We start from the raw sequence: 13,848 nt of genomic DNA, 5'->3' as shown, positions 1-13,848 counted from the left end.
CATGGCCAAGTTAACAATTAACAAAATTTCTATCGAAAATCTCGGCCCATTTCGTGAGCAGCAGATTTTCGATTTGAGCGTGCATGCTCTGCGCCCTGTGATCTTGGTGAAAGCTCTAAATGGTAGCGGTAAAACCACTCTTCTCACTGCTTTGCAGATTGGATTGTATGGTTACAAGGCCATTAACCAAACTCGGCGCACAGAATATGACCAACTGATCACTGGTTTGCAGCGGACAGATGCCACTGGACCTGCTCGAATAGAGATGCAGCTTGGTATTGAGGTCGGCGACTACACACAGGTGCTTACCATCCGCCGTGAGTGGTTACCTAAGGAAAAAGGTTATCGTGAGCGTTTCCGAGTCTTCGCTGGACATTTTGAGGATTTAGCACTAGCGGAAGATTGGGATGACTTCATCAACGGCATCATGCCGGTAGAGCTAGTTCACCTTTTTCTTTTTGATGGAGAAAAAATTGAGGCGTTGGCTAACCCTGAACGTCTTCCTGAGCTTTTACGTCGAGCGACTGAGGTTTTCCTAGGTGTCGGCGGCATCGACGCATTAGCTGGAGATTTGAGAGCTCTAGAGCGTCGAACTAATAAAAAGAATGCTTCTGGGGGGGGCAACGACGAGCCACTGGCTGACGACTATGAGCAGCAGCTCGAAGAGTTAAAGGGGCAAATCGGTATATTGTCGCAACGTCAAGCCCAAGCTAGGAACGAGCTAGACGATGCGCAGCGCAAGTTAGAGGCCTACTCCGTCGAGGCGCAGCGTAGTGGCCTTAAAGCATATCAGCAAGCTGCGGATTTAGGGGCTCGAGCCAAACTTAGCAAGCAGCAAAATGAACAAGCGCAAATGGCGTTAGTAGCTGCCTTAGAGGATCCGCTCCTCCCTTTAGCATGGTTATCTCCACTTTGGGCTGGCTACAAGGCTCAGTGGCAGAAAGATCGCGATGCTAAGCACGCTAGCTTGCTGCTTGAAGAGTTTGCTGATCGTGACAAACGAATTTTGGAGCTATTAGCTGATAGGGCTCCGAACGCTCAACATGCTGTCGCTGACCTGTTAGCAGCTGACTTGCAGGAGCTGCGAGCGGTCGAAGAGCATTCGCCAGTATTTCTGCAAGGGGGGGACCCGTTTGAGTTAGAGCCGGGTCTAGAGCAAGCCAAACAACGTTTGAAAGCTGCGCAGGAAGACGTTGCGGTCACTCAACAAATTATGGAAAAAGCTCAGCAGGCAGCGGAGCAGATACCTGACGATGAACAAATTGGTTCTGTTTTTCAGGCTATGCAGAGTCTTACTCAAGCTGTTTCAGTCGCTGAATGGAAGTCACAAGAGCTGAGTCGAGAACTGGGCGAACTGAGGGGTAAACAAGCTCACTTCGAGCAGCGATACAACGCTGCAATGTCACGGAATCGAGCCGAGCTTAAGGAGGGTGCCTTCCAGCTTATTGCTTTGGAAGCTGCTGATCGTGCGAAATTAGCGCTGAACATCTTTCGAGATCGCCTATTAGCTTCCAAGGCAAAGTGGCTGTCAGAGATGATAACCGCCGAATTCAAGCAGCTACTTCGTAAGAGAAACTTGATCTCTCGTGTTTTAGTGGAACCGCAGACGTACGCGGTTTCCATCGAAGATGTAAATGGTTATACCTTGCCAATGGAGCGCTTATCAGCAGGTGAGCGGCAAATACTGGCTATTTCCGTATTGAGCGCGCTGATTCGAGAGCGCAAAGGTCGATTCCCAGTAGTAGTAGATACCCCTTTAGCGCGCCTAGATCGCCAGCATCGAGAAGCTTTAATCCATAACTTCTTCGCCAAGGTTTCTCATCAAGTGTTAGTGTTGTCCACGGATGAGGAAGTGGAAGGTAGTGTGCATGAGGCTTTGGAACAGCATCTGAGTCGAGAGTATGAATTGATTTTTGACGACGAGAGTCGTCGGAGTTTAGTTTCGGTAAAAGCTCATCAGACCCACTTGGTAATGACTAATGATTGACCGAATCCGTTTAACCGCGGCAGCGAAAATTCAGCTTTCTACTTTAAAGCGTAAGACCGGTATGGAGCATTATAATTCTATATGTCGGCATGCACTTTGCCTGTCTTTGGCCGAGCCATCTGTGCTGCCAGATGAGGAGTTCAATTATAGTGGCGGAGTAGAGATAGATTGGCGAGTCTTTACAGGCGGATTTGAAGAGCTATATCTTAACCTTTTGCTACAGCGTCTTCAGCAAGATGGTAAAGAACCAAGTGTTGAAAACATTAGGAAGCTATGTGTGAGTCATCTGCATCGAGGGCTCTCTTACCTCGCGGGTAAGAGCGATAGCTATCTAGCGGATACTATCTACCGAAACGTGTGTTAGGTAGAAAGCGAGCGGGTTGATTGGTGGGTTTGGTCTGTACCCTTGTGAAACAGAGTTTTTTGGCGGGTCCTTCTCAGTAGTGGGGCGACGCCCAACACTCAATGACGCGTTACACAGCCGCATGAATACCGATGACGTGCAGAGACGCAAACGATTCGCCGACGTAAGGCAAAAAACAGGCTACATTCACTGGTCAACCTTTCAGTTGTGGGGGGGGGCGGCGCACTGCAGTAAGGCCGTGCGCCTTCTGAAGGGCAGATTTTGCGTCTAGCTTCGAATCATGTGATAAGGCAAGATAGCCCCATTAACAGATTTTAAAGGATAACAGCATATGGCTATGCCGCCCGGCCCAAGAAATATTGACGTTTTTGGCTTGAAGCTGCGTGGCTCATTCGGTCGATTTCAAACCGATTCGAGTCATACGTTGAATTATCTGTCTACTACGCTCCGAATTAGTCAGCTTGAAAAGCTCAACGTAGCTGCAGATGTATTCAACATTCGCCGTGTAGCATTCGAAGAGCTTATTCAGAGGGATATTGATCATTCTAGGGTTGTTCGTATAGCTGAAGGCTACTTAAAAATGGGGAGCCAGCGGGCGGTGTTTTTTCCGCCGTTGTTGGTTTGTCTAGCGGTGATGGACGGCGATAACAATCTTAAGCCTAATTATGACTCTGTCATTCAGCAACCGATTTCAGAGGGCACTTTAAGTACGGTTTATGATCGTGATGGCTTCAAGCTAGACTTGTACCAAGCCGCACAGGGGCAAGGTGGGCGCGTAATAGATTGGCTTGGCGAGGCTGTAGAATTTTATGACTACGCGGCTATGCTTGGGGTCAATCCAGACCGTACGAAGTTGGTAACTTTAGACGGGCAGCATCGGCTTCAAGCGCTACGGCTGCTAAATAGTAAGCCGGAAACTAAACAGATCGTGGCAAATATTGAACAGCCTGTTTGTATAGTTTGGATGCCCTTAGCTACGGCGGAGGCGGATGAGCAGATTGTCAAAGACTTGCGCGATATTTTTGTTACAGTCAACTCAGAACCACAGCGTGTTAGTGGACATTTCATCTTGTTACTTGATGACTCAAGTAACGCAGCCTCTGCGGTTCGTTCCTTAGCTAACCAGTGGAAACATGATATAGAGGACAACAATTGGAGCCGTCTCCATTTGTTAGAGTGGAATACACGCGAGAATCAAAGTACCGACGCCAGATTGCGACCTTTTTCTATCACCACTGTGTCTATAATCGCCGGTATACTTGAGAATTATTTGTTTGGTGTCCCGCGTTTGGCCGCAGCGATGCTGCACCTCGGAGAGTGTGAGGATAAGCTAGAGGAAATCGACCCTGAATTTGATCCGTTGGGGATGCGTGACCAATCTCCAGGGCTGCGTATTGATCCAATAATTAGGGAGCAAATTAACTCTCACCTTACTCCTGCGCTAGATATTCTATTGCGTAAGTTGCGTCCATATCAAGAGCTTGAATCTCGCTTAGGTAAAGCGTTTGCTAAAGTCAAAAAGCAGACCGATCTTGGGAATCCGGCAAGTGCAAGCTTGTCTAACTATCTTGCTCGATTTGTTTATAATGAGCGAGAGATGTATGACGAACTCGCTCAGGGCGCTTGGGCAGTATTCAAGGCTGACACCCAAGTGCCAGATAAAGATGTCGTGTATATGCGACAAGCCTTCCAGCAAGGTTATATGCGCTTTTGGTTAACTCTGGCTCGTGAGCTAGCTCACCAAGGGGTTGATAATATTCACATAGTGAATGCTGCAGTAGCGGCTTCTAATGTGTTCGTAGCATCTTCCCAGTTAGATTATTTGAGTGAGCATCAATTATATACTCGCAGGGTGCTTTGGAAGAACGATAACATCAATTTTGGCGCGCAGTGGGCTAGAGATGCATGGGCCGATGTTCAGCTTGCTGCTCTTCTGCGTCGAGACGTGCGCGAAGCGTTAATAGAGCAGTTGAAAGCCAACATGGATTTAGAGCAGCAGGGAGTTTTTGATCGTCGATTGTTGGCTTTAGGTACAGATGCGGCGCTACGTTATTCCTCAACAATGCTTGATCAAATATCCCGAGATGTTAAGCGCAATTTAGCTGATTTTTTCGGCGAAACCGAAGCTGGTTCTCTAAGAGATTTGAGAAAGAGTGATCCGGCTGCATTCGAGGAAAGTACTGGCGAGAAGGCTATGGAGAAGTTTAGGGAGGCATTAACTCGTTTTGCCAATCAGCTCGAACAGGATCCTTCTGATCTTTGGCCTGTGGAGTAAGCATGTGCTGTGGACAGAAGGAACTTCGCTAGGCGGTGCTCGCATCGTTTACGTTAAGCACAATGATATGGATGATGCCAGTCTGCACATTAGTTGTGGTAATTGGCCTAACGTAGAGCAGGTTGTAAGAGTGCTCCCTGCCGGTTGTGCGCACGTCGATGTGATAGACGCTTTAGTACGTCTGCAGGGTATTAAAGACTGTGTCCGGCAACAAATTGATACGCCAGGGTTTCTCGCTGCCGTTGGTACGTTGCAAGAGTCTGTCCGGGATATAGTGCAGTCTGCTTGTGAATTGTTAGTTGGCTTGAGGCGCTTCGATATTAATGCAGTATGTACATCTGCTGCACGCCTAGAAATTTTTAGCGGAATGTCTAATGTTTTACCTGTAAGTTCACAGCGTCTTCTCATAAAAGTTTCACAATTTGCATCGGATTTTGGACGTACTTCATTACATGAGTGGAGCTTGCCTGCTTTCTTCATTCATGATGACGCATTACCTAAACACCGAGTTTGGTGGAAAGAGCCTGCATCGTTGGCTAACTCTTTAGAACGTTCAAGCCAGCGTTTTGCCGCTATTCTAAATGGTGGGATACCTTCTAGCCTGCAAAAAATCAAAGAGTGGATTGAGGCAATTAAAGAGGAAGCAGCAGATTTGCATTTAGAGGTGACATCTACGCGGAAGGAGTCTGATGTTTTCAGGCAGGCCTCAGCGTTTATGACGGTTTCCTCGGATATTCATTATGCTAATAAAAATTATGTGCTTGCTTTACTATTCTTGCACAGGGCGGCTGAATGGCTGCTTGCGGCTAAATGCGCAGATCAAAACATGCTTGATTTTACCTCCCGTAGTGGAGCTAGAATGGCCACTCCGAATAAGGAGTGGGTTGGCTTTGATGCTCTGCTTTCTGCTCTATCTAATGGTGGTTTTTCTCTTAATGGAATGTCGAACGATTTAATTAAATTGAACTCTTGGAGAAATCTTTTTGTATACACGCATCATATGTCTTGCCCTCGGACGGTTGATGCTGAGAGTTTATTCGTGAGAATCAGGAATGGATTGCCTGATATAGCTAACAGTAAATGGAAGGGCGCAGTGAAGGCATTGGGCGAGCCTTGGCCATTAGAGCTAGAGGATATGCTTGATCCGAATGGTGACCTAAGAAGCGCGTTTTCAGTTCATTCGGCTTTATCATTGGTTGTATAGCTGATTCGACTTTTTGAGTAATAAATTCCTGAAGGCGATTTCAAGTTTATGTTGTGGCTAATAAGCTGACTATTGGTTGGTTTGGCTTCGCGTTTAAGTCTGCGATACTTACATCGTAAGTTGTGGGTTGATTCGCCAGCCGGAACAAACTGGTCGATTGACAGAAAACGATACGATGTAAAGTTAGAACTCCAGCTTACATTGATTTGACCGATACCACTTCCACAAACCTGAATTTTTTTCTGGCCGTCTTTGTTGCGTCTTGCTCGGCTACTAAAGAGCTCAGCGTATCGGCCTCATGCACAATCTCGTGCATCTCTCCTTCGAATTCATTTCCCACGCGCAAGGTGACTTTCAGCCTGGGTGTGAAGCCTTTTGAGGCTTGTTGTTTATTCGCCTTCTTTACCGGTTTCGCTAGCATGACATCCGAGATGGTATTTTGCGCGCGAGAGTCAATCGCAGGTACAGTGGGCTCAGATTCACCGAATAGCGCCCGGCGCATCTCGTCTTCCGTCAACTCTGCATTCATGCCGTTTCTTCCTTAGGCGTTATGTCTACCATCTAATTCTAACATCATGGCCGGATTCTGTAATAAAGAGAGGTTGGGCGGACTGAGCGCAAGGCAATAGATGTGGATGAGCGTTATCTTCTGCCTGACGCTTTCATGAGGATACGGCGCTTATTGACACTCATGCTTGTATTGTTGCTACTTCACATTTACGCTTTGCGTCGTCGCGGTCAATCCCGTGGCCGGGTGTCAGAACCTGAATTGTTCGAGGCGCATAGCGCCATAGCCAGCGATTAAGTGCTTACAGAGGCTTAGCTGCTGCTTTTCTATGGCGGTCCGTGCGGGGCAGGCTTAGGCCTGGCCGGTTCCCTCGGACGCCGGTTTCTGACCCCCGTACGGTCCGCCACCCATTTCGTGTCAGAACGGCTGGGTGGACGGCTCCTTAACTGTCCGAGGAGAGAAGGAAATGACCTGTCCCCCTTTTAAGCCCGTGCGCCGCCCTAGGTGTTTTTTTAGTACCACAAACTATCTCGGAGGATTCCGTGATGTTTGATCTCTCGCTTCTCATTGGCCTTCCCAAACCCAACAGCATCGATACCGCGTTGCTCACCCCTGAAGATGCCGCCATTAAACTACGGCAGGCTGCCACTCTTCGGCTTAATGGAGCACAGAGTATTCTGCTTCATTTTCCGCAAGATGTTGAACTGGCGGTAGAGCTGTTGGATGACGCAGCAGTGCTGTTCGACAAGGCATTCCGATATCTGTCGGGTATCCCTGCTCAGCGCGTTCATCAACAGATTGGTGAGTACGTCTCTGTCCCTTCCGCTGAAGGCTGTCCCGGTATCCGAACACCATGGGGCAATGAATTCCGCCCGATGATTGAGGACGGCGTTCGATGCGCTGAGACCTGGCTCGATGGCTCATCATTGCCGCTGTGGTGGGCACTGGCGCAAAACCGAAAGCATCACCGTCCGGGTGATCCTCAAGAAGCATTTGAAGGAGGTTTTTTGCTGCGGTTGCAGCAGACGCTGATCATGCGACGTGAGGCCGTCACTTCTCAATCAACCCCGCTTTGATGCCTGAGTCTGTAATTGACGTTTGAGATTTGCTTTTCCCGCCAAACCCTCCGATCCAGCGATCTTTGATCGCGCCGATCGGAGGGTTCACTCGCTTTTCTCAAAGCCGCGGCGTTCCACCCTCCCATTCTCAAATTTGACGAACGCCACGCTTGCTTTCACCCGTCAGTAATTCCCTGCAACCTTTATCAAGCGCAGCGCCATTTCAGTGTATGTGCGAATCTTTTCGTTGGGCATGGATGTAGGTGTGGCGACAGCGGCGACGCCGGCGACAACCCACGTAGAACGTGGCCTGGAGCATGGCGACAAAATTGGCGACAGTCGCCACTTTCTGAGCACTTCGGCAGTGACGCTTGACCGCCTTTTCGAGTGGGTATAAAAATTGGCGCACGGATCGCTGTCGTTGACAGCACCTGCCCAGGTAGCCAGAACCTTTAAGGCTACGCCACTTGTGTGGTGGTTCTCCCAAAGTGCGATTAGCATCCGGCAGCTCGCACGGTCACTCCCTAAGAGTGATGGGTGCTCACTCGACTTATCTGCCCACTGCGGCAGACGATGGACCTACCTCGCTGCGCTGCAGCAACCTCACCTATCGGCACACTTCGCTGCGCCAGACCGCGCCCGTCTCTTTCTTCTGGAAAGAGACGGGCGCTCGTACCACTGCTGTAAGCCATGTCGTACAAGGCATTGCCGCAACTCTCCTCGTGACAATCGGCCTGACAACTCCGATTCGTCGCCATCCGCAATAACACAGGCACCGGTGCCGCAGCCTATGGACAGGCTGCACCTGACTGACAGTCGGGTATGCCCCTGGTGTCGATGTTGTTGCCTTCTCCCACTCAGGATCTCCAGGTGCCGAACTCGTCAGTCGGCACAGCCTCCACCCGCCCGCATCTTCGGATGCGTTTAAGGAGGCCTGATTCATGGGTTCATGCCCTTGCTCCCGGTCGTAAGGAGCCGTGCGTTCCGCGTCAGTGAACACCTCACAGGCCGCAGGGGCCTTGATCCCTGATAACACTCAACAGCCGTGGCGGGACTACGTGAGGACAACCAGCAATGAACGAGGAGAGGGCCCATGCAGCAGTTAGATCCGAAGCTTGAACTACCACGACCACCTCGACCGCTGATTGAGTCGAATCCCGTGGCCCAGCCTTATCCGGTGCAGGCACTGGGTGGGATTCTTGGGCCTGCGGTGGAGCGCATGGCCGAGGTTATCGGCGTGCCCCAAGCACTGGCCGCGCAATCGGTGTTGGCCACCTCGGCGCTGGCCACCCAAGGACATGCGGGCTTACAGCTCGACGGGAGAAATTATCCCCTGTCGCTGTACCTGATCACGGTGGCCGCGTCAGGGGATCGTAAAACGGCGGCAGATCGATTTGCATTGCTGCCCGCGCGGCAATGGGAGCGTGAGCAGTGGCAGCGCTATAGCGAACAGCTCGCCCGGTACCGTGTTGCGCAGCGACAGGCATTGCGTGTCAACCCTGTCGAACCCGGCTCCACAGTAAGCATTGCGCTTGAAGCGGAGCCCTCTGCACCCAGACTTATCACCACAGATCCAACCATTGAAGCCCTGATCAAGGGGCTCTGTCATGACTTGCCCAGCATGGGGCTGTTCTGTGATGAGGGCGGACAATTTCTCGGCAGCAGCACCATGAGTCGGGATAACCGTTTGAAAGCGGTTACGGCCTTGTCGTCACTCTGGGACGGTAGCCCTATTGATCGTGCTCGCTCGATGGCAGGCGAAAGCCTTCGGGCTTATGACCGACGCTTGAGCCTGCACCTCATGCTTCAACCGTACTTGGCCATGCAGTTACTCAGTGACCCGTTGCTGCAGGGGCAAGGCATCCTCGGTCGTTGCTTGATGACCTGGCCAACCAGTCTAGCCGGGCAACGGAGCTACCAGGCTGTCGACTTGTCCAAAGACGCCGCCCTGAAGCGATATCACCGCCGCCTTTCGGCCCTGTTTTATCAGCCCTGGTCGCTTTCCGCTGATGGTGCCTTGCAGCTATCACCGCTTAGCCTCAGCCCGTTAGCCCGCCGTCGCTGGATTGATCTACATGATGCTATCGAAGCTCAGTTGGGTGAGTTTGGCGAGCTGGCCAGCGTACGGCCCAGCGGATCGAAGGCCGCCGACAACCTGCTGCGCGTCGCCGGCAATCTGGCAGTTGTGGAGGAGAGCAGCGTCGTGGAGGTCGATCATATCCAACGGGCCTCAGCCTTAGTCGGCTACTACCTCACCGAGATCCAGCGCCTGACCGAGCAGGAACCGATGTGCAGGGTAAAAGAGGAGGCAGACCGGCTGCTGCGCTGGCTGCAGGTCAAAGATTGGAAGCGCTTTAGTATTCGAGACCTGAACCGCAACGGCCCCCGCTTTGCCCGTAAAAGCAGTCGCCATGCCACCAAGCTGTTAGTCGAGTTGCTTGATCATCAGTGGCTGATCACCGACGGCCACACCTTCGAGGTGCGCCATGTTTAATCTTGATGAAGCACTGCGCAACCACTTAGCTCAACGTCACAATGAGCCGAAAGTGTGGTTTGTCGCCGCGAGTGTCGCCACTTTGTCGCCACGCTCAAAACCAGGTAGGACAAGGGTTGTCGCCGCTGTCGCCGATGTCGCCACCGATCGTAAAACTGTCACCTCGACGACAGCCATTATCCAGTGGTTAGAAAAGGAGGGGGCGCATCTCTACGTCGTCGACAACGCGCTATGTTTTCGCCCTACTGATTGGGCCCAGTTCGCCATCGTAGGCGCACACTGGCGAGCCCTTCAACATCAGCTCGCTGCAGTCGATCAGGAGCAGAAAAATGGCTCGCGTCGATAAGCGAGCGGGGCGCAATTTCGGCTTTGGTCGCCAGCTCAGCTATGCCGGACCGCAAGCCTTGAAAGATCTATTTGGCGAGGGCCATTTTGCTACCGTCAAAGCCCATAGCGATCGCTGGCAAGCATTCGTGCGTTGGTGTCGATCCGAGGAAGGGCCGAGACTCAATGACGCGCGACAGATCGACCGCGAGACCCTCATGCGGTACGCCGCCTTTATGCGGCAGCAGGTTGAGCAGCGTAACGTCGGCATCGCCACCGCGCAGAACCGACTGTCAACCGTGAACCGAACGATGGCTGCGCTGCGCGGTGATCAGTACGTCAAAATCCCCAGTCCGAGCAAGGCGCTGGGTTTGCAGCGCTCAAGCGTGCGCGTGGAGGCCCCGCAAGGCCAAGATCGTGCTCAGATCGAGTTGATCGCACGCGCACTGTCAGAGCGAGGTCAGCAACGAGTGGCTGCAATTGTGCATCTGGCCCGGGAGACTGGTATGCGCCTGCGTGAAGCGATCTTGGCGGACCTGCCCCGACTGCAACGTGAGGCCGGGCGACTGGGCAAGATCAATATTCAGGACGGCACCAAAGGCGGTCGATCAGGCGCGTCAGCACCGCGTTGGATCGTGATCACAGATCAAATCCGTGGCGCCTTGCATAGGGCCTGGGAGGCTTCACCCAGTCGCAGTCGGAACCTGTTGGCCCCCAATGAGAGCTACAAAGAGTTTATGCAATCAGTTGTGCGACCGGCACGGGACATCTTGCATGAGCATGGATTGAAAGGCTTTCATGAGCTGCGGGCGGCTTACGCCTGTGAGCGTTATGAGCGACTGACTGGCTTCAATACACCCGTCAATGGCGGTCGCGTTCATCGAGAAGATCGAGAGCTTGATCAGCGTGCACGACAGCAGATCAGCCACGAATTGGGACATAACCGCATCGATGTGGTGAGTGCCTACATCGGAGGCCGGCGATGACGGCCGAGTTCGACATAGCGTTGTTCCTGCGCCCCGTGCTCAAAGGTGCACATGCCACGCAGCAGCGGCACATCAGGCAAGCAGAAAGGATGCACGAGGTGATTCGTGAACGCTGGGGTTGCGCGACTCCCTGGTCCTGGAGAGAAAAGCACGTGAGATGGTTTCTGGAGCACTATTTGCGATGCTCAGCTCCAGATACCATTTACTACTACGAGTTAACAGCAGGGTTGATCCGCCGTAGAAAGGCAAAAATCGTGGTTGCCTGATAGACCTTTAAGCGTGAGCCCCTGAGTATGGGAATGCGGAGCCTTCCCATACTCAGGGGCTTGGCTGAAAAAGCGCAGGCATACCAGATATCTGGCAACTGTCGTCACTCCTTTCGCCCTACTACACGACACGGATCGTAGCCGGTGGCGCGTACCTTTTGGATGTTCAGCGAATCGGTACGACGTTGCGATCTCTGGTTTGATTGATAGCCGATGCCGACAGGCTGCCGGTGGCCGCCTTCTGGATATGTTCACTCCACCAAGCCATCATCGGACGCCGGCGTTCGATGTAGTCCGTCCTGTTGTAGGCGCTACGAACTTCGTCCTTGTCGACATGCGCCAGCGCGACCTCGATCAGCTCCGGATCCCATCCATGTTCATTCAGGATGGTGCTCGCCATCGAGCGCAAGCCGTGGCTGACTAAACGGTCCTGAAAGCCCATGCGCTTCAACGCCATGTTGGCGGTCTGGCTATTGGAATGGGTGCGGGGATTTCTATCTGAGGGGAACACGTACTCTCTGTTACCACTGAGTTGCTTGAGCGTCTCCAGTAACGAAAGTGCCTGATCGGTGAGGGGGATTGTGTGCGGGCGACGCTTTTTCATGCGCTCTGGCGGAATGGTCCAAATGCGCTTGTCGAAGTCGATATCTGCCCATCGTGTGGTGGCTGCTTCGGCAGGGCGGGTCATCGTATGCAACTGCCATTCGATCAGGCAGCGGGTCGTGCGTTTGATGCTGGCATTCGCGATTTCCATCATGAGCTCGGGAAGCTCCTCAGGTGGTAGCGCAGCCATGTTCTCTTTCTTGGGTTTCTTGAACACCGCCCGAATTCCATTGAGGGGGTTCGCAAATATCAGCCCGGAGTTGACCCCGTAGGTCATGATCTCGTTGAGTCGTTGACTCAATCGTTTCACGGTTTCGAGGCTCCCTTTGGCCTCGATTGGGCGAAGGATCTTGATAACCATCGGAGCAGTGATTTGAGAGAGTGGCGTTGTTTTCATGCTTGGGAAAACATGCAGCGTCAGCGATCTCCAAATGTCTTCGGCGTAGGCTTTGGTTACGGAGTCTTTCTTCAACTCGAACCAGGCCGTGGCCACCTTCTCGAAAGTGTGTTCAGTCTCAGCAAGTTTGGCTTGCCTTACCTCATCACGCCGGGTTTTGGGATCAGTGCCCAGAGCGAGCAACTCTCGCGCCTCTGCGGCTTTCTTCCGGGCGCTTGCTAGCGAGAGGTCGGGGTATGGACCAAGCGCCATGTTGATACGGCTTCTGGTCAACGGCTCGCGGTAATTGAAGTTCCACATCATCGAGCCGCTGGCGCGTACTCGAAGCTGCAAGCCATCGCCGTCGCTGAGGACGAAGTCTTTACCAGTTGCCTTGACCGCTTTGAGCTGGCGATCGGAGAGGCGGGTTGCGTTAGTAGGCATGGGTGCTACCTCCAGCACCGTTTTGGTATCCTGAAAATAGCATTTGGCAGTCCGGGATACCACCCGGGATACCAAACCGGCTGGAACTCAGAAATTCTCCAAAGCTCCCATAAGCGCTGAAGCTCCTGTATTTAATGGATTTCAGGCACAAAAAAAGACGTCCGTGGACGTCTTTAGATGATGAAATGGTGGAGCCGGGGGGATTTGAACCCCCGTCCGCCAGTACTCCGCTGTCGGTACTACATGCTTAGCCGTTTCTATTAAGTTAACCCTCAGCGACCCGAAGGGCAGGGTGCTTTGGGCGAGTTGTGTAAGTTTTAGCCGCTTCGTCCACAACGTACTGCACGGCGATTCTGTTCTATATGACAATCACTTTGGGTTTACAGACATCCCCTGGTGATTGCTGGACCCGAAGGTACCAGAAGCTCAGGTCTAAGGCTGCTTACGCAGCGATAGCGAATTCCTGGCCGTAGTTTTCGTCATTGGCAACTATAAGTAGTTGCAACAGTGGATTTACGAGTTCTGTTACCAACTCGGCATGCACCTAAAGTTTCGCGACCGGCGTCGAATCCTAAACGGCCCCGTGCTTGTAACTCGTTGTTTCATAGTGAGTGACAAGCCTGTGCAGTGTACGCCAAATGGTCACGGAAGGCCAACCCGAAGGTTGGCCTCGCGCCTATTCGCCGCCTTTGTCCATGTTCTGCAGGTCCTGCAGCGCCTTGGAGGTGATCTCGATGCATTTTTTGTCATCACCGGCGGCGTGGGCGGCCTTCGCCTGGGAGACGGCCGTGTCGACCTCGCCACTTTTGCCACTGGTGTCGGTGGCGAGCAGTGCTTTGCCGTTGTTGATTTTATCCAGGTTGATTTTGCACAGGTCGGCCTCACCCGCCGCAAAGGCAGGGGAGGTCAACATCGCAGCAGTAATGAACAAGCCAGCAAGAGCGGAACGCTTCATGGGG

12 protein-coding genes and 1 other RNA gene are annotated in these 13,848 nt (G+C 52.4%); 9 read left to right on the top strand and 4 right to left on the bottom strand.

Translation table 11 applies throughout. The features are described 5' to 3' along the window. The first annotated feature begins 1 nt into the window (after window position 1). The 4 genes from dndD (at window position 2) to KZX66_RS08560 (ending at window position 5,830) form a co-directional block, all read left to right on the top strand. Window positions 2-1,987, top strand: coding sequence for a DNA sulfur modification protein DndD (gene dndD, locus KZX66_RS08575; protein WP_248078313.1), 1,986 nt, complete (start codon window positions 2-4; stop codon window positions 1,985-1,987). After that, window positions 1,980-2,351 carry a DNA sulfur modification protein DndE gene (gene dndE, locus KZX66_RS08570; RefSeq protein ID WP_123594478.1) on the top strand — a complete coding sequence of 124 codons (372 nt, stop codon included), beginning with the start codon at window positions 1,980-1,982 and terminating at the stop codon, window positions 2,349-2,351. Before dndD ends, dndE begins: the two co-directional genes overlap by 8 nt. Window positions 2,352-2,682: 331 nt before the next feature. Beyond that, on the top strand, window positions 2,683-4,626 hold the full coding sequence (locus tag KZX66_RS08565; protein ID WP_248078311.1) for a hypothetical protein: 1,944 nt from the start codon (window positions 2,683-2,685) through the stop codon (window positions 4,624-4,626). Window positions 4,627-4,630: 4 nt separating this feature from the next. Then, a complete protein-coding gene (locus KZX66_RS08560) occupies window positions 4,631-5,830 on the top strand; it encodes a hypothetical protein (RefSeq protein ID WP_248078309.1) in 1,200 nt (399 codons plus the stop codon). 196 nt (window positions 5,831-6,026) lie between these two features. Here KZX66_RS08560 and KZX66_RS08555 read toward each other — a convergent pair whose 3' ends face one another. Next, window positions 6,027-6,359, bottom strand: a complete 333-nt coding sequence (locus KZX66_RS08555; RefSeq protein WP_248078307.1) for a hypothetical protein — start codon at window positions 6,357-6,359, stop codon at window positions 6,027-6,029. A gap of 524 nt (window positions 6,360-6,883) precedes the next feature. Between KZX66_RS08555 and KZX66_RS08550 the strand changes: the two genes are divergently transcribed. From KZX66_RS08550 to KZX66_RS08530, 5 genes are all read left to right on the top strand, one after another. Beyond that, a complete protein-coding gene (locus KZX66_RS08550; protein WP_248078305.1) occupies window positions 6,884-7,414 on the top strand; it encodes a LasR-specific antiactivator QslA in 531 nt (176 codons plus the stop codon). Between the two features lie 1,075 nt (window positions 7,415-8,489). Further along, the gene (locus tag KZX66_RS08545) at window positions 8,490-9,890 is read left to right on the top strand and encodes a YfjI family protein (protein WP_248078303.1); all 1,401 of its coding nucleotides are present in this window, start codon (window positions 8,490-8,492) and stop codon (window positions 9,888-9,890) included. After that, window positions 9,883-10,236, top strand: a complete 354-nt coding sequence (locus KZX66_RS08540; RefSeq protein WP_248078301.1) for a hypothetical protein — start codon at window positions 9,883-9,885, stop codon at window positions 10,234-10,236. The genes KZX66_RS08545 and KZX66_RS08540 overlap by 8 nt, the downstream gene beginning before the upstream one ends. Next, entirely contained in the window at window positions 10,220-11,200 is a 981-nt protein-coding gene (locus KZX66_RS08535) for an integrase domain-containing protein (RefSeq protein ID WP_248078299.1), read from the top strand. Before KZX66_RS08540 ends, KZX66_RS08535 begins: the two co-directional genes overlap by 17 nt. Continuing rightward, window positions 11,197-11,466, top strand: a complete 270-nt coding sequence (locus KZX66_RS08530) for a hypothetical protein (RefSeq protein ID WP_248078298.1) — start codon at window positions 11,197-11,199, stop codon at window positions 11,464-11,466. The genes KZX66_RS08535 and KZX66_RS08530 overlap by 4 nt, the downstream gene beginning before the upstream one ends. Before the next feature lie 166 nt (window positions 11,467-11,632). Here KZX66_RS08530 and KZX66_RS08525 read toward each other — a convergent pair whose 3' ends face one another. The 3 genes from KZX66_RS08525 to KZX66_RS08515 all read right to left on the bottom strand — a co-directional run bounded on the left by KZX66_RS08525 (window position 11,633) and on the right by KZX66_RS08515 (window position 13,844). Further along, window positions 11,633-12,889: an integrase domain-containing protein gene (locus KZX66_RS08525; protein WP_248078297.1), complete on the bottom strand. Its 1,257-nt coding sequence runs from the start codon at window positions 12,887-12,889 to the stop codon at window positions 11,633-11,635. Window positions 12,890-13,075: 186 nt separating this feature from the next. Beyond that, window positions 13,076-13,472, bottom strand: a transfer-messenger RNA (tmRNA) gene (ssrA, locus tag KZX66_RS08520). Window positions 13,473-13,565: 93 nt separating this feature from the next. Continuing rightward, on the bottom strand, window positions 13,566-13,844 hold the full coding sequence (locus tag KZX66_RS08515) for a hypothetical protein (RefSeq protein WP_248078296.1): 279 nt from the start codon (window positions 13,842-13,844) through the stop codon (window positions 13,566-13,568). Window positions 13,845-13,848: the final 4 nt, after the last annotated feature.

Origin of the sequence: Pseudomonas sp. EYE_354, from assembly GCF_023148575.1 — a bacterium.
Classification (GTDB): domain Bacteria; phylum Pseudomonadota; class Gammaproteobacteria; order Pseudomonadales; family Pseudomonadaceae; genus Aquipseudomonas.
This window is presented reverse-complemented; position numbering and strand designations above follow the sequence as displayed.

Bases quoted from the DNA above. Each gene is read 5' to 3' on its own strand.
- dndD (WP_248078313.1), top strand. From the start codon at position 2: ATGGCCAAGTTAACAATTAACAAAATTTCTATCGAAAATCTCGGCCCA.
- KZX66_RS08540 (WP_248078301.1), top strand. From the start codon at position 9,883: ATGTTTAATCTTGATGAAGCACTGCGCAACCACTTAGCTCAACGTCAC.
- KZX66_RS08515 (WP_248078296.1), bottom strand. From the start codon at position 13,844: ATGAAGCGTTCCGCTCTTGCTGGCTTGTTCATTACTGCTGCGATGTTG.
- KZX66_RS08545 (WP_248078303.1), top strand. From the start codon at position 8,490: ATGCAGCAGTTAGATCCGAAGCTTGAACTACCACGACCACCTCGACCG.
- dndE (WP_123594478.1), top strand. From the start codon at position 1,980: ATGATTGACCGAATCCGTTTAACCGCGGCAGCGAAAATTCAGCTTTCT.
- KZX66_RS08530 (WP_248078298.1), top strand. From the start codon at position 11,197: ATGACGGCCGAGTTCGACATAGCGTTGTTCCTGCGCCCCGTGCTCAAA.
- KZX66_RS08550 (WP_248078305.1), top strand. From the start codon at position 6,884: ATGTTTGATCTCTCGCTTCTCATTGGCCTTCCCAAACCCAACAGCATC.
- KZX66_RS08555 (WP_248078307.1), bottom strand. From the start codon at position 6,359: ATGAATGCAGAGTTGACGGAAGACGAGATGCGCCGGGCGCTATTCGGT.
- KZX66_RS08565 (WP_248078311.1), top strand. From the start codon at position 2,683: ATGGCTATGCCGCCCGGCCCAAGAAATATTGACGTTTTTGGCTTGAAG.
- KZX66_RS08525 (WP_248078297.1), bottom strand. From the start codon at position 12,889: ATGCCTACTAACGCAACCCGCCTCTCCGATCGCCAGCTCAAAGCGGTC.
- KZX66_RS08535 (WP_248078299.1), top strand. From the start codon at position 10,220: ATGGCTCGCGTCGATAAGCGAGCGGGGCGCAATTTCGGCTTTGGTCGC.